Annotated in this window: 15 protein-coding genes and 1 pseudogene; 9 read left to right on the top strand and 7 right to left on the bottom strand. The window is 70.6% G+C overall.

Going from position 1 to position 18,933, the window contains the following annotated elements; genetic code table 11:
- Window positions 1–181 precede the first annotated feature (181 nt).
- The 4 genes from AC07FN_RS34675 (at window position 182) to AC07FN_RS34660 (ending at window position 4,739) form a co-directional block, all read left to right on the top strand.
- Window positions 182–1,714 carry an ISL3 family transposase gene (locus AC07FN_RS34675; protein WP_478399432.1) on the top strand — a complete coding sequence of 511 codons (1,533 nt, stop codon included), beginning with the start codon at window positions 182–184 and terminating at the stop codon, window positions 1,712–1,714.
- A gap of 104 nt (window positions 1,715–1,818) precedes the next feature.
- Window positions 1,819–2,721: an NADP-dependent oxidoreductase gene (locus AC07FN_RS34670; protein ID WP_478399431.1), complete on the top strand. Its 903-nt coding sequence runs from the start codon at window positions 1,819–1,821 to the stop codon at window positions 2,719–2,721.
- Window positions 2,722–2,793: 72 nt separating this feature from the next.
- Window positions 2,794–3,381, top strand: a complete 588-nt coding sequence (locus AC07FN_RS34665; protein WP_478399430.1) for an RNA polymerase sigma factor — start codon at window positions 2,794–2,796, stop codon at window positions 3,379–3,381.
- Window positions 3,378–4,739, top strand: a complete 1,362-nt coding sequence (locus AC07FN_RS34660; protein ID WP_478399429.1) for a hypothetical protein — start codon at window positions 3,378–3,380, stop codon at window positions 4,737–4,739. Before AC07FN_RS34665 ends, AC07FN_RS34660 begins: the two co-directional genes overlap by 4 nt.
- 61 nt (window positions 4,740–4,800) lie before the next feature.
- Here the strand turns inward: AC07FN_RS34660 and AC07FN_RS34655 are convergent.
- The 3 genes and pseudogenes from AC07FN_RS34655 to AC07FN_RS34645 all read right to left on the bottom strand — a co-directional run bounded on the left by AC07FN_RS34655 (window position 4,801) and on the right by AC07FN_RS34645 (window position 8,627).
- Window positions 4,801–6,002: pseudogene (locus AC07FN_RS34655) on the bottom strand (cytochrome P450).
- Between the two features lie 85 nt (window positions 6,003–6,087).
- Window positions 6,088–7,497 carry an MFS transporter gene (locus AC07FN_RS34650; RefSeq protein ID WP_478399428.1) on the bottom strand — a complete coding sequence of 470 codons (1,410 nt, stop codon included), beginning with the start codon at window positions 7,495–7,497 and terminating at the stop codon, window positions 6,088–6,090.
- Window positions 7,498–7,658: 161 nt separating this feature from the next.
- On the bottom strand, window positions 7,659–8,627 hold the full coding sequence (locus AC07FN_RS34645) for an SDR family NAD(P)-dependent oxidoreductase (protein ID WP_478399427.1): 969 nt from the start codon (window positions 8,625–8,627) through the stop codon (window positions 7,659–7,661).
- Between the two features lie 124 nt (window positions 8,628–8,751).
- Between AC07FN_RS34645 and AC07FN_RS34640 the strand changes: the two genes are divergently transcribed.
- From AC07FN_RS34640 to AC07FN_RS34620, 5 genes are all read left to right on the top strand, one after another.
- Window positions 8,752–9,345, top strand: coding sequence for a TetR/AcrR family transcriptional regulator (locus AC07FN_RS34640; RefSeq protein ID WP_478399426.1), 594 nt, complete (start codon window positions 8,752–8,754; stop codon window positions 9,343–9,345).
- A 395-nt stretch (window positions 9,346–9,740) separates the two neighbouring features.
- The gene (locus tag AC07FN_RS34635) at window positions 9,741–11,066 is read left to right on the top strand and encodes an MFS transporter (RefSeq protein WP_478399425.1); all 1,326 of its coding nucleotides are present in this window, start codon (window positions 9,741–9,743) and stop codon (window positions 11,064–11,066) included.
- Entirely contained in the window at window positions 11,066–12,271 is a 1,206-nt protein-coding gene (locus AC07FN_RS34630) for a CaiB/BaiF CoA transferase family protein (protein ID WP_478399434.1), read from the top strand. Before AC07FN_RS34635 ends, AC07FN_RS34630 begins: the two co-directional genes overlap by 1 nt.
- Entirely contained in the window at window positions 12,268–13,455 is a 1,188-nt protein-coding gene (locus AC07FN_RS34625; protein WP_478399424.1) for an acyl-CoA dehydrogenase family protein, read from the top strand. The genes AC07FN_RS34630 and AC07FN_RS34625 overlap by 4 nt, the downstream gene beginning before the upstream one ends.
- Window positions 13,456–13,503: 48 nt before the next feature.
- Window positions 13,504–14,490, top strand: coding sequence for a LysR family transcriptional regulator (locus tag AC07FN_RS34620; RefSeq protein WP_478399423.1), 987 nt, complete (start codon window positions 13,504–13,506; stop codon window positions 14,488–14,490).
- On the opposite strand, the gene AC07FN_RS34615 is transcribed toward AC07FN_RS34620, so the two are convergent.
- The 4 genes from AC07FN_RS34615 to AC07FN_RS34600 form a co-directional block, all read right to left on the bottom strand.
- Entirely contained in the window at window positions 14,487–15,395 is a 909-nt protein-coding gene (locus AC07FN_RS34615) for a MerR family transcriptional regulator (protein ID WP_478399422.1), read from the bottom strand. The two genes, AC07FN_RS34620 and AC07FN_RS34615, sit on opposite strands and share 4 nt — an antisense overlap.
- A 305-nt stretch (window positions 15,396–15,700) precedes the next feature.
- Window positions 15,701–17,275: an MFS transporter gene (locus AC07FN_RS34610; protein ID WP_478399421.1), complete on the bottom strand. Its 1,575-nt coding sequence runs from the start codon at window positions 17,273–17,275 to the stop codon at window positions 15,701–15,703.
- Window positions 17,276–17,378: 103 nt separating this feature from the next.
- On the bottom strand, window positions 17,379–17,951 hold the full coding sequence (locus AC07FN_RS34605) for an NADPH-dependent FMN reductase (protein ID WP_478399420.1): 573 nt from the start codon (window positions 17,949–17,951) through the stop codon (window positions 17,379–17,381).
- Complete coding sequence (locus AC07FN_RS34600) at window positions 17,948–18,847, bottom strand: EamA family transporter (protein ID WP_478399419.1); 900 nt, start codon at window positions 18,845–18,847, stop codon at window positions 17,948–17,950. Before AC07FN_RS34600 ends, AC07FN_RS34605 begins: the two co-directional genes overlap by 4 nt.
- Between the last annotated feature and the right edge of the window lie 86 nt (window positions 18,848–18,933).

Below are 18,933 nucleotides of genomic sequence, written 5' to 3'. Positions count from 1 at the left end.
CCGAACAACGGCTCTATTCCGCGCCAGACCTCACCGCGCTAGCAACCAGCCTCAACCCCACACCAAACACAAAGCCGAAATCAGCGAGTTGATTTTCTGCAATGGGACTGTAAGTTCTGCGGCTCTGGCGCACTTTCGGTGGTGCTGCCTGTCGTGCGTGCGGGGTTTGCCATGATCAAGTGTGCTTGATGTGAAAGTCCTTGCCAGCGTAGTGTTTTCGGGTTTAGCGGCGCTGGTGATCGAGGATGTGGAGGACGCCGGTGAGATGATCGTGGTGCGGGCGGCGACGCGGGGCGGTGCGGTGGAATGCCCGGGGTGTGCGACCCCGACCACGCGGCTGCACGCCTATCACCAGCGGACCCCGGCCGACGTGCCCCTCGATGGTCGCCGGGTGCTGCTGCGCGTGCGTATCCGACGAATGCGCTGCGATGTCGCGGACTGTACGCGGCGGACGTTCCGGGAACAGGTTCCCGGCCTGCTGCAGCGGTATCAGCGGCGCACGATCAGGTTGACCGAGCAGATCCGGGCCACGGTGCGGGAACTCGCCGGCCGTGCCTCAGCCCGGCTACTGCCGGCCCTGGGCATGGACGTCGGCCGGGACACCGCACTGCGCACCCTGCTGGGCATCCCGCTGCCGGCGCTGCGGGTGCCGCGGGTGCTGGGCATTGATGATTTCGCGCTGCGCAGGGGTCAGGACTACGCCACCGTGCTCATCGACGCCGACACCGGCCGGAGGGTCGACGTGTTGCCCGGCCGGGGTGCGAAGGTCGTCACCGAGTGGCTGCGGGCCCATCCCGGGGTCGAGGTCGTCTGCCGGGACGGATCGACCACCTACGCGCAGGCCGTGCGCGACGCACTGCCCGGCGCGGTGCAGGTAGCCGACCGGTGGCATCTCTGGCACGGGCTGGCCGAGGCCGCCGGCAAGGAAGTCGCCGCCCACAGTCACTGCTGGGCCGGCGCGACCGGACTGCGGCAGGGACGGTTGGCCGAGACCACCCTCCAGCGCTGGCAACAGATCCACGAACTGCTCGACGCAGGGGTGGGTCTGCTGGACTGCTCCCGCCGTCTCGGGCTGGTCCTCAACACGGTCAAGCGTTATGCCCGTGCCGAGACCCCGGAACGGATCCAGCGCGTCCCGAAATACCGGCCCACCCTGGTCGACCCCTACCGCGACCACCTCCGCACCCGCCGAGCCGAGGACCCGGGCGTGCCGGTCACGCAACTGCTCGGTGAGATTCGTGAGTTGGGTTATCAGGGCAGTTCGAACCTGCTCTACCGCTACCTCAACCAGGGACGACACCTCGACGACCAGCCCCACCTCTCACCCCGCCGGGCCACCCGCCTGCTGCTGACCGAGTCACAGAACCTGACCACAGAGCAGACTGCCACCCGCGATCGCCTCACCGCGGCCTGCCCCGAAATCACCGAACTGGCCACGCTCATCGGTTCCTTCGCCGCACTACTCAAACCCGCCGACGACAACGACGACCGGTTACGGAAGTGGATCACCCGTGCCCGCGCTATGGACCTGCCCCACGTGCATTCCTTCACCCGCGGACTTGATCAGGACCTCGCCGCCGTCACCGCCGCACTCACCCTGACACACCACAATGGACGGACCGAAGGCGTCAATACCAAAACGAAAATGCTCAAACGACAAACCTACGGCCGCGCAGGCTTCAAGCTCCTCCGCCACCGCATCCTGCTCGCCTGAAACTCGGGCACTCCGTCACCACCGAAAGTGCGACAGAGCCCAAAACTGGACAGCCCCTCTGCAATCCCTTAGTACGTTGGAGGGGACGGTGAAGGGGAGTGGGCATGCGGGCGTACGGATTTTCTGCAGCGGGTGGGCCGGAGAAGGAAACCTTCCTCGATGTCCCGGTGCCTGTTCCTGGCCCGGGCGAGCTGCTCGTCCAGGTGCGCGCGGCGGGCGTGAACCCGGGCGACTGGCGGCTTCGTGAGGGCTCCTACGGCGTGGCCGGGCCCGCCGTGCTGGGTCGCGAAGTGGCGGGGACCGTCACCGCGCTCGGGTCCGGGGTCGAGGGGTTCTCGGTCGGCGACGAGGTGTTCGGCGGTTGCCCCGGGATGGTCGGCGGCTGGGCCGAGCAGGCGCTGGTCACCGCGTCGTTCGCGGCGCATCGACCGGGCGAGGTGTCGCCGGAGGAGGCCGCGGTGCTGCCCGTGGCGGCCGGCACCGCGCACGACGCGCTGGAGAACCTCGGCCTGGATGCCGGGGCGACGCTGCTGGTCAACGGGGCCGGCGGCGGCGTCGGGATTCCGGTCGTGCAGCTCGCGCGAGCCCGGGGGATCAACGTCGTCGGGGTCGCCAGCCCGGCCAAGCACGAGTTGGTCGCGGGATTCGGGGCCGTCCCGGTCGCCTACGGCGACGGTGTGCTGGATCGAGTGCGCGCCGCCGCGCCGGGCGGGGTCGACGCCGTCTTCGACCTCGTCGGTGGCGAGGCCCTGCGCACCGTGGCGGGTCTGGTCGCGGACCGCTCCAAGCTGCGCTCGGTGGCCGACAAGCCGTTGGCCCGCGAGCTCGGCGGCGGGGAGGTCGAACGGGACCGGAGCACGGCCGTCCTCACCGAGCTCGCCCGGCTGGTCGCGACGAAGGCGTTGGACCCGCACGTCACGCAGGTCCGGCCGCTCGACGAAGCCGGCGAAGCCCTCGCCCAGGTCGAGAACGGGCACGCGGTCGGCAAGATCGTCCTCGTTCCCTGAACGGACCGCCGCCTCCCTTCCGGCCGACCGCGACAACACTTCCGCCGTTGCCGGCCACTGAGGGGTGTGACCATGCAATGGACCGGAGCGAGGTCGTCGGCGGAGTCAGCCGGCGACCTCGAAGACGGTGACCTCTGGGCGCGCGCGGCACGCGACGACGACGGGGCCTTCGGCGTCCTGTTCGAGCGGCACGTGCAAGCGGTGTGGAACCACGCCTACCGGCTGACGGGTTCCTGGAGCGCCGCCGAAGACCTGACGTCGAACACCTTCCTCATCGCCTGGCGCAAGCGCGCCGAGGTCGTTCTGGTGCGGGACAGCCTGCTGCCGTGGCTCTACACGGTGGCCGGGAACCTCGCGCGAACGGAGCGCCGGGGAGCGAGCCGGCGGTTGCGGCTGCTGCGCCGAATTCCCGAACCGGACGTGGTGTCGGACCACGCCGACGCCGTCGCCGACCAACTCGACGGCGAGGCGAGGCTGAAGCAGGTGATCGATGCCGTGCGCACGCTGCCGCGAGCGCAGCGGCAGGTCGTCGAGCTGTGCCTGCTCGGCGACCTGTCGATCGCGGATGCGGCGGCGCTGCTCAAGGTCGCCGAGGTCACCGTTCGTTCGCATCTGTCCCGGGCGAAGGCCCAGCTGCGCGACCTGGTGGAGGAGAAATGAACGACGAGCCACGGCTTCCCCCGCGACGAGAACTCCCGCCCGAGGTCCGCGCCCGGTTGCGCGGCAGGGTCGAGGCCGGGATGTCGGCGCGCCACCGCGGCCGGGTGGTGGCGGCTTCGGCCGCGGTCGTCCTGCTCGCCGCCGGTGCCGTGATCGGTGTGCAGGTCGCCCGCTCGCAGCTCGTCGAGACGCCCGCCGCCGCGCCGCCCGACGCTACGACCAGGACGCTCGACCGGTGCTGGGACGCGGTTCGCGCCGCGGGCAAGACCGGCCAGGTGCCGGATCGGAGCGAATGGGTCGACGCGTCCATCACGGCGCAGGGCGACGATGTCGTTGCCGCGTTCACCGCGGGCGGCAAGCCCGTCTTCTGCGAGACGACGTCGACGACGGTGACGATGTCCGACCCGAACGCGGAACCCTCCTACGCCGCCGGAAGCCGCACCGCGCTGCTGCTCCACACCAGCACCGGGGTGGCCGCCGGCGTCGCCGATCCCACGTGGCCCCGGATCATGCTGTCCATGCCGGACGGCTTGGGTGTTTCGGAGAGCGACGTCGCGACGAACACGCGGCAGTTCACCAGCTTCACGCTGACGAACCCGGCGACCACCCGGCTCTGGGCGCAACGGCTGGACGAGTACAAGCCGGAACAGCCGGGTCGGGGCAAGCGGGAGCCGTCGGGTCAGGGCGAACCGGAACTGCCGGGCGGGGGTACGCCGGAACAGCCGGGCGGGGGTACGCCGGAACTGCCGGGGCAGGGCGAGCCGGAACTGCCGGGTAGGGGCACGGAGAACGTCATCTGGCCTCGCGCCGAACTGCCCGCGCCGCCGGCGCCGCTGCTCAGCCTGATCGACCGCGCCGGGGACCGGACTTCCCCGGCGGGCAGGGCACTCGGCGAATGCCTGGGCGGGCTCGCCGAGCCGCCTGCCGACCGGGACGGCTACCAGCCAGGCGTCCTCGTCGAGGACGGGCCGTACCGGGTGGTGCTGGGCCGGACCGCGCAGCACGCGGTGGCCTGCACCACGGAGCCGGATCCGGCCAACCCCGCGGGCAAGATCCACCGGCTGCGCACCGACACCTTCGTCGGCCAGTCCATCCCGGTTCGCCGCCTCGCGGTGCCCGGATTGGGCAAGGACGGCGGGAAGATCGCGTTCGTGGGCATCGTGCCCCCGTCGGGCGCCTCCATGATCGCCGACTTCTCGTTGGGGCAGCCGTCAGACGTGCCGGTCGCGAACGGGACGTTCGGGATGTGGCTGCCGGAAGGGGCGAAGCCCGTCTCCCCGGACGACGGCACCACGTGGGTCCTCGCACGGGACGGCGAGCAGAAGCCGTTGTTCAACGGGTACGTGCAGATGAAGTGATGGGGAAGTGTCCCGGGCGGACGGCTTTTCGAAGCCGCCCGCCCGGTTTCCGCGGTGGAGCTCACCAGGTGACGGGAAGCTCCCGCACCCCGTAGAAGACCGCATCCTGTTTGAACACGAGCTGTTCCGGTGGTACGGCCAGCTCCAGAGTCGGTATGCGCCGGTAGAGGGTGCCGTACACGACCTGCAGCTCGACCCGGGCCAGCGCGTGGCCGAGGCAGTGGTGCGCGCCGTGGCCGAAAGCGACGTGGTGGCGGGCCTTTCGGCGGACGTCGAGCGCATCGGGGTCCGGGAATGCCGCGGGATCCCGGTTGGCGGTGCTCTTCACCGCGATGATGCCTTCGCCTGCGCGGATGGTCTGCCCGCCGATCTCCAGATCCTCCCGCGCGACGCGGCGGGCCTCGGTGTGCGTGATGGACAGGTAGCGCAGGAGTTCCTCCACCGCGTTCGCCACCAGCGCGGGATCGTCGCTGTCCCGGACCGCGTGGAACTGCTCCGGGTGCGTCAGCAGCGCGACGGTGCCCAGGCGATCATGCTCGCGGTGGTGTCGTGCCCGGCGACCAGGAGGAGCTGTCCCAGCACGGAGATCTCGCGCCGGGTCATCTCCCCGGTCCGGTAGTGCTCGACGGCCAGCTTGCTGATCAGGTCCTCGCCCGGCTCGGCGTCCTTCGCGACCACCAGCTCCTCCAGGTAGGCGTTCAGCTCCTCGCTGGCGGCCATGGCGCGCAGGGGATCGGACTCGTCCATGACGAGCGTGCGGGCCACCTCCTGGAAGAAATCGCGGTCGGCGTAGGGCACGCCGAGCAGCTCGCAGATCACCTGCGAGGGGACCGGCAGCGCGAGGGCCTCCACGAGGTCCACGGGTTTCGGGCCGGCGAGCAACGCATCGACGAGCGCGTCGACGATCCGCTGGACGCCGGGCCGCAACGCCTCGATCTTCTTCGACGTGAACTCCGGGGTCAGCAACCGCCGCTGGGCGGTGTGCTCGGGCGCATCCATCTGCATCAGCGTCTTCATCTGCGCGTCCCGTGCCTTGCTCACCGCGTTGGTGTGCGGGAAGCCGGGCTGCGCGACATCGACGCTGACGCGGGGATCGACCAGCAGCGCCCGGACATCCGCGTAGCGGGTGACCAGCCACGGCGTGCTGCCATCCCACAGCCTCACCCGCGACACCGGCGCCCGTTCCGCCAGCCCGGGCGCCGGATCGAACGGGCACCCCTGCGCGCGGTCCATCGGGAACATCGGAACCTGTGCGTCGTTCATAGAACTTCCTCGTGTCGGGTGGTCATGTGTTGTCGGCTTGGTCATCAGTGGGCGTCCGCCTTCTCCGCCGCAATTTCAATGGAAATCAGAGCTCTGATTTCCATTGAAATTGCGGGCGGCACGCGACGTCGTTGGCGCGTCGCGCGGTGAAGATCCCGAGCGCGGCGATGGCGGTGAACCCGATCAGGAGGAAGCGGGCGGACGCGACCATCGACGGCGCGCCCAGGTTGACCAGGAGTCCGGCGACCGCCGCGCCGAAGGCGGTCGACATCGTCAGCACCGTCGCGATCGCGGCGGCGGTTTTCCGCCCCTCGCCGGGATCATCGGTGCTGGCCATGGCGGCGACGGACAGGTGCGGCATGGCGATGCCGATTCCCGCGCCACCGGCGACGAGCACGGGCAGCCAGGCGAGGACTACGAGCAGCGGCGCGTCGTCGTGCTGCAGCAGGGCGAGCGCGGCGAACCCGGCGGCGAGCGCGGCCGGGCCGGCGACCTGGAGCCGCCGGATCGTCCGCTCCCGGCTCGCCGAGGAGCTCGCGATCTGGCTCGCCGACCAGCCGAAAGACAGTGCTGCGGCGAAGAATCCCGCCGCCACGGGCGGCAGCCCACCGAGGTGCTGGCCGAACAAGGGCAGGAACGTCTCCACCGCGACACCGGATGCGAGCAGAACGATGGTCAGGAAGACCCACCGCAACGCCGAGCCGGACTGGAAAGTCGAACGCGGCAGGACCCGCACCTCCGCGCGCCTCTCCGCCACCAGGAACGCCAGGATCAACGCGAGTCCCAGCAGGATGAACGCCGTCATCGCGGCGACGTCCGAGAGGATCCCGGCGACGCTCACCGCACCCACGGCCGCGACGACCAGCACCAGCGAGCGCACCGGTACCGGGGTCGCGTGCTCGTCCCGTCCGCTTCGCGGGAGCGCCCTGGGCACGAACGCCGCCATCACGACCGAGACGACGGCCAGCACCACGAAAGCCAGCCGCCACGAACCGAACTGCGCGAACAGCCCGCCGAGCGCCGGGCCCACGAAGTTGCCGACGCCGAACATCGCGGAGACCAACGCGCTGCCGCGCGACCACAGGTGGGATGGCAGCGCCGAGCGGATCATGGCGAATCCCAGGCCGGTCAGCAGTCCGGCGCCGAGGCCCTGGATGCCGCGGCCGACCAGCAGCACGGGCATCGCCGGGGCCATCGCGCAGACCAGCGAACCGCCGGCGAAGACGCCGAAGCCGATCAGGTAGGAGCCGACATCGCCGCGCCGGGAGAGCAGCCGGCCCACGAACATCGTCGCGACCACCTGGGCGATCAGGAAGGCCGTCATGTTCCACGCGTACAGCCGCTCGCCGCCGATGTCGCCGACCGCCGTCGGCAGCAGGCTCGCCGCCACGTAGATGTTCACCGCGCCGACGAGCACCCCGCCGGCCAGCACGACCGCGGTGCTCAGATGACCGCCGAGCTCCCGCCACGACCCGGTATCCCGAGTGTTCCCCACGCGCTTTTCCTCACTGTTGAGCGATTGGCGCGTGCATCATGCCGGGCCGGGAACACCCGGTAAACGGACAAAACAGACGTGAAATGCATCACATCTTCTTGAGGTCGCTCGCGATGGGTGAGCATTCGCGAACTGTCCGATGTCGACGGACCAGGGCGGGCTTACCGCCCGTGCTTCGCCGGCCCCTGAACGGCTTCGAAGGGGTCGATGCCGGTGAGGTCCACGCTGGCGGCCCACACGCCTGCGGCGAGCGCGGCGTCGGCGAGCGGCCCCTGAACGGCTTCGCTGCGCGGCTCGCCGCGAAGCCCGAACATGCGAGGCCCCCACAGCTGGCCACCGCGAGCGGATGGATCCAGGGCCGCTCGAACGGCGGGCCATGCGCCGGCTTCCTTGCCCTGCAAGGCGAGACCGGCGGGCAGCCCCCGCAACCGCTGACCGGTGGTCCGGATGTGGACGGGCGGCCGGGAAGGGGTGAGGGAGTCGAGCGCGCCACCGGGGTGGTTCACCACGCTCAGCGCCGCCCCGCCGGTGGCGCGCAGGCGGCGGTCGAGCTCGAAGCCGAACAACATCTGGGCGAGCTTCGACCGCGCGTAGGCGCGTTTGGGTTCGTAGTCCCGTGTGCTCTGCAGGTCGGCGAGGTCCAGGCTCGCCGACTTCGCCACGAAGCTGCCGGTGGTGACCACGCGGCCCGCGCGCGCGGCCAGCAGCGGCGCCAGGTGGCCGACCAGCAGGAAGTGCCCGAGGTGGTTGGTGGCGAACGTCAGCTCGTGGCCGTCCTCGGTCACCTGGCGCTGCGGCCCGTCCAGCAGCATCCCGGCGTTGCAGACGACCGCGTCGAGCCCGTCCGCGTCGAGCTCGTCCGCGGCGGACTTGATCGAGGAGAGGTCGGAGAGGTCCAGGCGGAGGTGGCGCACGCGCGCATCGGGGATCCGGGACCGGATCGATGCCATCGCGGCGTTCGCCTTGGTGCCGTTGCGGCTGCCGAGGACGACGGTCGCCCCGGTGCCGGCCAGCTGCTCGGCGACGAAGTACCCGATCCCGGCGTTTCCGCCGGTCACCAGGAAGGTCTTCCCGTCGGCGCGCGGTGGTCGGCGGACGTCCCACGGCGCGGTCTGGGCGGTGGGCGGCATGGCGGCTCCGGTGGGCTCGGTTTCGGGGCGCGGTGTCGCGACCCTTTCCAGTAAATCGAAGTGGTTCCGACTTTGCAACGACTTCGAATTTGGAGTCGCTCCTGCTCGTCGGTAGCATCGAGGCATGGCACAGACTCCGGCGCGGGTGTCCGACCGGCGTGAACGCAAGAAGGCCGCCACCCGCCAGGCGCTCTCGGCGGCCGCGCGCCGGCTGTTCCTGGAACGGGGCTTCGACAAGGTCACCGTCGCCGAGATCGCCGACACCGCGGACACGGCGGTGTCGACGCTGTTCGCGCACTTCCCCGGTGGGAAGGAAGCGCTGGTCCTGGGCGACGCCGGAGAGCGCGAGGCGGCCCTGGCGGCGGCCGTTCGCAACCGCCCGGAGGGCGGTTCGGTCCTGGATGCCCTGCGCGATTTCCTCGCCACGCGAGGCCCTTTCGTCCCCGGCCCCGGACCCGAGGCCCGGCGAGTCGCCGAACTCGTGGTAGCCACCCCGGCTCTGCGCGCCTACGCCCGGACGTTGTGGACGAGCTGCGAAGCCGCGCTGGCCCGCGTCATCGCCGAGGAAACCGGCCGCGACGCCGACGACCTCGCCCTGCGCCTGCTGGCCCGCTACGTCCTGGAAATCCCCGATCTCGCGGGCACTGAACCCGACCCGCGAGCGGCCCTGGACATCGCGTTCGCCCACCTCGCGCGCGGCTGGCCCGACCTGCCCTGAGCCGAGCCGCGATAGGCGGCGAGCAGATCCGGTTTCCCCGCGGTACTCCGGTTTCTGCGTGTCTCGTCTCTTGTGGACGTCGTCTCGTTGCCGCTCGGCTGCTCTTGCGTCCTCGATGTCAGGGCGGCGTTCTGGAAAGGCTGCGGGCAAGCTCGTCCCCGGTCCCGGCACAGATGGCGATTTCGCGCGAAATCGCCGCCCTGCGTCCTCAGTGGCCACGTGCCCGCACCCCCGATGTCGAAGGTGCACGCGGGGGAGGCGTGCGCGTCGCGCGGATTATCGGCTCTGGCTATAAGCGTGACTCGGGATTCGGCCTTGTTGGTGCCGCCGATCGCCGGTGGAGTTGTTGCTGCGCAGCGCTTGTCAACGAGGTCAAGGCCGTGACGGAGGGTCACATGGCATCAGCCGAAACCGGGACGCCGGTGGTGTCACCGGTGCTCCCACGCCCGGACCGCAAGGCCTGGGGCATCGTCATCCTGCTCTTCGCCTTCTTCACGCTGAACTTCGCGGACAAGGCGGCGGTGGGGTTGGCGGCGCAGCAGATCCGCCACGACCTCGGCCTGACCGCCGGCGACTTCGGCCTGGTCGGCAGCGCGTTCTTCTGGTTGTTCGCCGTCGGAGCGGTGGGGTTGTCCGCCGCCATGCGCTGGATCTCCGCGAAGTGGGCGGCGGCCATCCTGATGTTCACCTGGATCGCCAGCATGCTGCCGCTCGCGGTGCCCACGACGTTCGGGGTGCTGCTGGTGTCCCGGATCGTGCTGGGCTTCTTCGAGGGGCCGGCGCACGCCCTGTGCCAGAGCGTCGTCGCCGACCGGTTCCCGAAGGAGAAGCGCGCGTTCGCCGGGTCGATCGTGAACGCGGGGTCCTCGGTCGGCCCGCTGATCTCCGCGCCGGTGCTGACGTGGGTGATCGTCTCGTACTCCTGGCACGCCGCGTTCCTCGTGCTGATCGCGGTCGGCGTCGTCTGGCTGGTCGTCTGGCTGTGCTACGTCGAGCGGCAGCCGCTGCGGAAGCGCCCGGCGGCTGCGGCGGCGGAGGCAGACCCGAACGGGCACATCGACGTGCCGTTCCTCCGGCTGCTGCGGCTGCGCAGCTTCTGGGGGCTCAGCCTGCTGTCGTTCGCGGGCTACCTCATCACCTCGCTGAAGGTCTCGTGGCTGCCCGCGTTCCTCGGCGAAGGCCTCGGCTACGCGCCGACCACCGTCGGATGGCTGGTCACCGCGCCCTACGCCACGGCGGTCGTCGTCCTCGTCGCCAGCGGATACCTGTCCGGCCGGCTCCTCGCGCGGGGCTGGAGCTCCCGGGCCGCGCGCGGTCACCTCAGCGGCGTCCTGATCGTCTTCGCGGGACTGAGCATGATCGCGTTCGCGCTGGTCGGGCCGGGGACGCTCCAGCTGGTGCTGGTGATCTGCACCTTCTCCATCAACAGCGTCGCGTTCTCGGTCGCCTTCGCGGGCGCCTCCGACTTCCTGCCGCAGCGCCAGCGGACCGCGTTCTTCGGGTGCGTGATCGGGTTCTACAGCATCGCGGGAATCGTCGCCCCCTACGCGCTGGGGCTCATCGTCCAAGCCGGACCGACGCCGTCCGAGGGCTACTCGAACGGGTTCCTCGTCGTCGGCATCGCCATCTGCGCGTGCGCCGTGATCGGCGCGCGGCTGCTGGACCCCGAGGCCGCCCGCCGGACCCTGGAGGCCGAGACCGCGATGAGGAGGGCTTCGTGATGGAGGCACCGCTGACCGGGATCCGGGTGGTGGACCTGGGCCAGTACATCGCCGCTCCCGGGGCCGGCCAGCAGCTGGCCGACCTGGGCGCCGAGGTGATCAAGGTGGAGAGCCCGAGCGGCGACCAGGCGCGATCCGTCGGCTCGTTCGGCCAAGCGATGCTGCACGCGAACAACCGCGGCAAGCGCAGCATCGCGATCGACCTGCGGCATCCCGAGGGGTTCCGAGTCCTCGACGAGCTGTGCGCCGGATCGGACGTGCTGCTGCACAACTTCCGGCACGGCTCGGCCGAACGCCTCGGCATCGGGCCGGAGCGGACGCGTTCGCGCCACCCGCACCTCGTCTACGGGTTCGTCACCGGATTCGGAACCCGTGGCCCCTCGGCGGGACGAGCGGGGCTGGACATCGCGGCCCAGGCCGAGTTCGGGATCATGCACACCACCGGCGACGCCGACGGCGAACCGCAGCGCGTCGGCTTCACCGTCGCCGACGTGCTGGCCGCGAACGCTCTGGCGGCCGGGGTGCTCGCCGCGCTGGTCCGGCGCGGCCGCACCGGGAACGGCGCGGTCGTCGAGACCTCGCTGATGGAAGCGGTGGTGGCGGCCCAGTCGACGCAGTGGACGGGCTACCGCCTCACCGGCGAGGCGCCCCGGCGGACGGGCAACGGCCAGCCCGCGGTGGCACCCGCCGCGGATCTCGTGCAGACCGTCGACGGCGCCGTCGTGGTCTCCGCCTACACCGCGACCAAGTGGGCCGCGCTGTGCTCGGCGATCGACAGGCCGGAGCTCACGACCGACCCGCGCTTCGCGGACAACGGGTCGAGGGTCGCGAACCGGTTGGCGCTGAAGGAAGTCCTGAGCTCCGCGCTCGGCCACCTCACCCGCGCCGAGGCCATCGCGCTGCTGACCTCGCGGGGGATCGTGTGCGGCTCGGTGCGGTCGTTCGACGAGCTCGTGAAGGACGCCGACCTCGCCGCATCAGGACTGCTCGTCGAGCTGGACGAGCTCGGGATCGACGCCCCGGCCGCGCCCTTCCGGGTCGACGGGGCGGCCCGCGGCCGGACGTCGGCCGCGCCCCGGCTGGGCGCCCACACCCGCGACGTGCTGCGCGAACTCGGGCGCAGCGAGGACGAGATCGACCGGCTGGCCGACGACGGCGTCGTCGCCCTGCCGGAGCAACCGCGACCAAGGATGGAGAAACGATGACCCGCGCCGCCGGCATGGCCGACTTCGACGCGTACTTGCGCACGATCGCCGCGTTCACCGACGACGAGCTGATCCCCGCCGAGGCCGAAATGGTCGCCGCGGGACGGGTTCCGGATGCGATCGTGCGGCGCATGGCCGAGCTCGGGCTTTTCGGCATCTCGATCCCGCCCGCCTACGGCGGGCTCGGCTGGACCATGGAGCAGCAGGTGCTGCTGACGCTCGAGTTCACCAGGGCGTCGTGCGTGTACCGGTCCCGCTTCTCGACCGTGATCGGGCTCTGCTCGCAGGCGATCCTCGACCACGGCACGGAGGAGCAGCGCCGCGAGATGCTGCCGGAGATGGCGGCCGGCCGGCGGGTGACCTCGTTCGCGCTGACCGAGCCGGAGGCCGGTTCCGACGCCACCAACGTGCAGACCGTCGCCCGGCGCACCGGCGACGGCTGGGTCCTGGACGGGTCGAAGCGCTACATCACCAACGCCCACTGGGCGGACGCGCTGCTCGTCTTCGCGCGCACCGACGGCGCCGAGGGCCCCGAGGTGTCCGCGTTCATCGTGGACCGGACCGCGCCCGGCGTGTCGACCCGGATCCCGGAGCTCATGAACGGCCACGCCGAGGGCCCCGTCGCCGAGATCGACCTGAAGTCGGTGGTCGTCGCCGAGGACCGGCTGCTCGGCGGGGTGCCCGGCACCGGGCTCGCGGCCGCGATGCGCGGGATCAACCACGCCCGGCTCCACGTCGCCGCGACCTGCGTCGGCCAGGCGACCCGGATGCTGGAGGAGGCCACCCGCCACGTCAGCGAGCGGCACCAGTTCGGCGCCCCGCTCGCCGATCTCGGCGTCGTGCAGGCCGAACTGGGCCGGTGCTACTCGGAGATGGAGGCCGGGCGGGCCCTCGCCCTGGACGCCGCCCGCGCGTTCGACGCCGGAACCGTTCCCCGGCAGCGGATTTCGGCGGCGAAGCTGTACTGCTCGGAGATGGTCGGCAGGGTCGCCGACCGGTGCGTGCAGCTGCTCGGCGGGGAGGGCATCGTCGGGCCGCATCCGGTGCCCCGGATGTGGCGCGACGTCCGCACCCTGCGCATCTACGAGGGCGCCTCCGCGATCCACGAGCGGAATCTGGGCCGCGCGATGATCCGGTCGGTCGCGGCGGACGGGGTGCTGCCGGACATCTACCGCGTACGTTAGGGCTCGTCATCGGGAGCGCGCCGGCCCCGGACGATCGGAGGAGGGACGATGGAGCTGCGCCAGATCGAGTACTTCCTGGCCGTGGTCGAGCACGAGGGCCTGAACCGGGCGGCGCAGCGCCTTTACGTCTCCCAGCCGGCGCTCTCCCAGGCGATCCAGGCGCTCGAACGCGAGCTCGGCGTGGAGTTGTTCCAGCGCGTGGGGCGGCGCAGCCTCGTCCTGACCCCGGCGGGAACGCTGCTGGTCCCGAAGGCGCGGGCGATCCTCGACGGCGTCGTGGCCGCCCGAGATGCGATGAGCCGGGCCCGGGATCTCAAGGCGGGCTCCGTTTCCATCGGCACGATGCCGGAGATGTCCAGCGACGCGGTCGCCTCCTGGATCACCTCGTTCCGGGCCCGGCATCCGGACGTGCGGCTGGACATCGCCGAGGCCGCCGGTGTCCGGGCGCTGTGCGGCGAGGTCGTCGCCGGCCGGTACGAGCTCGGGTTCACCACGCGGCCCGTCCCGACCGAGAGCCTGGACTTCGTCGAGCTCGGCGTGCAGCGGCTGCTGCTGGTGATGCCGTCGGGCTCGCCGGCGCCGCCGACCGGGCGGCTGCCGCTCGATGCCCTCGGTGACCTGCCGCTGACGATCTGCTCGCTGGCGCAGCGCGAGAACGACCGGGTCGCGACGGCGCTGCGGGATGTGGGGGTGGAGCCGCGGCTGATCGCGAGCATGCCCAATCGCCACGCGCAGCTCACGCTCGTGCTCGGCGGCGGCGTGCACGCCTTCCTCCCGCTGCGGATGGCCGTTCAGGCGCGGCGGCTCGGTGCCGTCGTGATCGAAACCGATCCGCTGGTGTCGGTGCCCTTCGGCGTGGTCCACCGGCGTGCCGCGCTGAGCCCGGCGGCGGCGGAGGTGGTCAGCCAGTGCAAGGCCACCCTCGACACCTGGTACGCCGCCATCGCCGGCCTCCAGGCCGAAGGGGCGAGCCTGATCGACGCGGCCGACGCCGCCTACGACGACGTGCACCGCCCGATGAATCCGGGCGGCTAGGCCGTGTTCTGGGTAGCGGGTGAGTCTTGGGCGGATAGCTCTTCGGCCAGTTCCATGCAGCGCAGGCGGGCTGGGGAGAAGTCGTAGGGCATCTTGCCGATGGCTTCGAACGCGCTCATGGAGTCAGCCTCCCGCCTGCCAGAGCTGAGGTCGGCCTCGTCCTCGCCGTCATCGGCGGTAGCAGGGTGCACAGTGTCCCAGGCGTCGAAGAGGGCATCGTCGTCCTTACCCAGGCCGGACTCCTCGATGACGGCCTGCAGGGCGCTTTCGAAGGCGTGCCGCTCGACGGCCACTTGAGCCACCCGTGGATCATCGACGGCGACGCTGTCATCGAGTGCCTCCTCGGCGTCATCGATGCGGTCGGAATCCTCCCGCAGAGCGGGATGCGTGGCCAGGACGACGAAGCGGGTGGCCTGGACGGCTGCGCCGAGCGGGCCGAAGATCCGCTCAGTGACCAGCAGGCTGTCGAGGTCCGCCTGACGCAGGGAGCCCTCGGGCAGGCTCTTGAGGCGTTCGGTGACGAAGTCGGAGAGCAGGCCCATCCGGCTGCCTTCGGTGCGCATCCGCTGCACGGCGGTCCGTTGCCGCCGCAATTCCGCCTCCTGCTCGGCGAGGGTTTCCTCCAACCGCTCCAGGATGCCCTCGATACCGTCTCCGCTGTCCGCACCGGCGGAAGCCGTGCCGGTGGTAAAGGCGTCACGTATGTCGTCCAGGGCGATCCCGGCGTCGGCCATCTTGCGAATCCACAGCAGGCGGATCATGTCCTCGTACCCGTAGCGGCGGCGGTCATCGCCGCCCCGCTCAGGCTCGGGGAGCAGGCCGATCTCGTGGTAATGGCGAATCGCCCGTGGCGTGCTGCCGGCGAAGGCCGCCGCGTCACCGATCTTGACCTGGCGGGGTGGCATGAAAGACGAATGCATGAGCAGGGACCTTTCCTCGAGGGATCGGGGCGTAAGTCCACAGGACCACATGCCGCTACGGAAGGTGCAACCCCATGCACACCGCTCCGCGCCAATGCCGGGAAATGCGCCCTTCCTCCGTAATGACCGCAGGGGCCGTCCTTCCCTGCCGGGGCATCCGCACGACGGCAGGCTGAGGGTTCACAGCCACTGATGAATCGCCGCGATCCTTATCGCCTCGCTCCCGCAGCGGGCGGCTTCTCGGCCGACCGACACCAGGCCAGGGCGCTGGCGTCCTTCATCGTCGCCTATCAGGCGGTCGGAAGGGAGTCCTTGGCTGCCCTTTCCTGTGATGCATCGTTGCCGGGCGGGGCGGGTCTGCGGCGGTTGCGCAGCATGGTGATCGCGATGATCGCGCTGATGGCGGTGAGGGCGGCGCAGGCGAGGCCGATCGTGTTGAGCCCGCTGGTGTACGCCTCCTTGGCGGCGGTCATCAAGTCCTCGGCGGCCTTGGCGGGCAGCTCCCGGGCGGCGGTGATGGCGCCCTCCATGCTTGCCCTGGCGGTGCCGGCCGGGATTCCGGTGGGAGGCGCGATCGATTCGCGGTAGACGGCGGCGCCGAGGCTGCCGAGCGTGGCGACGCCGAGCGCGTTGCCCAGGTCGCCGCTGATGGAGGAGAGGCCCGCTGCGGAGCCGCCCCGCTCGGGCGGGACGGACCCGACGACCAGATTGGTGCCGAGCGAGCCGAAGGTGCCGACGCCGATGAAGATGATCACGAATCCGGTCATCAGCAACGGCATCCCGCCGACCGGGTCGACGAAGACGAGCATCAGGTAGCCGGCCGTGCCGATGAGCAGGGCCACCCCGATCACGGTGCCGAGCTGGAAGTGCTTGGCGAAGATCGGCGCCACCTGCGCGGCGATGATCGAGGCGATGGCCGCGGGCAGCATCCACAGACCCGCCGCCATCGGCGAGAGGCCCTCGACCATCTGGAGGAACCCGGTGATGAAGAGGTAGCCGCCTCCGGTGCCGAGCATCGAGACCATCAGGATCAGCAGCGCGGCGGTGAACGCGCCGACCCTGAAGAGCTTCAGGTCGAGCAGCGGGTGGGCGAGCTTGCCCTGCCGCGACACGAAAGCCGCGCCGATTGCCAGGCCGACGACGATCGCGGCGACCGGCACCGCCGCGAAGCCGTAGCGCGCGAGCTCCTTCAGCCCGTAGATGATCGACAGGATCGACACCAGCGACAGCAGCACGCTCAGCAGGTCGATCCGGCCTGCATCGGGGTCCTTGTACTCCGGCAGCACGAGCGGGGCGGCGATCAGCAGCACCACCATGACGGGCACGCCGAGCAGGAACACCGAGCCCCACCAGAAGAACTCCAGCAGTGCGCCGCCGATGACCGGGCCGAGCGCCGTGCCTCCCATGAAGCAGCCGGCCCACACCGCGATGGCGCGACCGCGCTGGTGCGGGTCGTGGAACATGTTGCTTATGAGGGCGAGGGTGGACGGCATCAGCGTCGCGGCGGCGATGCCGAGCAGGGCGCGGGTGATGATCAGGGCCTCCGCGCTGGTGGAGAAGGCGGCGGCCACCGAGGTGATGCCGACGGCGACGGCGCCGATCATCAGTAGCTTGCGACGGCCGATCCGGTCGCCAAGGGTGCCCATGGTGATGAGGAAGCCGGCTATCAGGAAGCCGTAGATGTCCATGATCCACAGCGTCTGCGTGCCGGTGGGCTGCAGCTCTTCGGCGAGGTGGGGAAGTGCCAGGTACAGCACGCTCTGGTCGAGGGAGATCAGCAGGGTGGGCAGGGCGAGCACGGCGAGCCCCAGCCACTCCCGGGGCCCGGCCTTCCGGACAGGGCCCTCGGGGGCGTTCGACGGCATGGTTTTTCCCTAACTCGTAGCTTGAACCGGTGTCGTGACGTGCGCGCGAGCGAGGTGGCGTCCCGGCCGGGATCGATCGGGACGCTATGACCTCGACTTGACTTCAGGTCAAATCGCTTCGCCCGATTCGCCCGGCCAGTTCTGCCAGGAGGTCGACCAGGAGGTTCCGGGTGAATTCGTCGGTCAGGATCCCGTTTCCGTCGAACCGCTCGTGGGCGCGGAAGACGAGAACCTCCGGTTTGGCGAGCACATCGGCGCCGACGCTCCCGAGAATCTGGCGCAGGGCCAGCTGGGCGCGCACGGTTCCCAGTGCACCAGGCGAGGCGCCGACCACGGCGACCGGCTTGCCGGCCATGCCCGCCCCGTCGGGCATGCGGCTCATCCAGTCGATCGCGTTCTTCAGCGCGGCAGGGATCGACGCGTTGTGCTCCGGGGTCGCGATCAGCAGCCCGTCGGCCTGCGAGACGTACTGGTGCAGGTCGTGCACCGCGGCCGGCAGCGGGCCTCGTTCCAGGTCCTGGTCGTACAGCGGCAGATCGCCGAGGCCGTAGATCTGAATGGACATCGGACCGGGGTTGAACTTGTCGGCCGCGCGCAGCAGCGCGGTGTTGTAGGAGTCGGCGCGCAGGCTCCCGGAGAGGGCGAGAACGCGGTATTCCTTTGCCGGTGCGGTCATTTTGAGCTCCTGTTCATCGATTGGCCCACGACGAGCGCGACGAGGGCGATGGTGAATCCGGTGATCTGGCCGGGAGTGAGGGTCTGGCCGAGGAAGACGAATCCGGCCAGCGTGGCGACGAGCGGGTTCGCGGTCGACAGCAGCGATGTCGAGGTGGGCGCGAGGCGTTGCACGCCGCGGAGCCACAGCGTGTAGGCGAGCGCGGTTCCGATGAGCCCGACGTAGGCGAAGCCGAGCAGGTTCGCGGCGGTGAACGTCGCCGGCAGCCCTTCGGCCGCGAGCGTCAACGGCGTGAGCGCCAGCCCGCCGATGGTGAGTTGCCAGCCGGTCATGGTCAGCGCCGGAACCGGTGAACCCCACTTCTTGCCGAGCACGATCGCCAAGCCCATCAGCGAGGTCGCCGCGAGCATGGCGGCAATGCCGACCGGGTCCGGCATGGTCGCAGCCGCAGTGGTCATCAGTGCGACACCGGCCGCGACCGCGACGCACGCGAGCAGCACTGCGCGCGGAGTGCGGATCTTCAGCAGCGGCACCGCCAGCGCCGCGACGATGAGCGGCTGCAGCGCTCCGAAGGTGGCGGCGAGCCCGCCGGGCAGCCGGTAGACAGCCACGAACAGCAGCGGGAAGAACGCGCCGACGTTGAGCATCCCGAGCGCGGTCGTCTTCCACCACCACGCCCCCTGCGGCAGCGTCCGGGTAAAGGCCAGGATGAGCAGGCCCGCGGGCAGTGCACGGGCGGCGGCGGCCAGCAATGGCCGATCCGGCGGCAGCAGCAGAGTGGTTGCGGCGTAGACGGTTCCGAAGCTCACAGGCGCAATCGCGGTGAGCAGCGCGTCGCGCAGCGGCGTCGCTTCGCGGATGCGCGCCCCCGGCGCCAGGTCTGCGACGGCGACCATGTCACTGCCTCCTCGATCGGGTAATCTCGACGTCGAGATAAAACCAGGAGGACAATCTCGATGTCAAGTCTCTCGACATCGAGTTA

It is taken from the genome of Saccharopolyspora sp. NPDC045941 (genome assembly GCF_056431445.1).
Note: the sequence above shows the minus strand (reverse complement) of the source record. Positions and strands in the feature narration are given on the sequence as shown.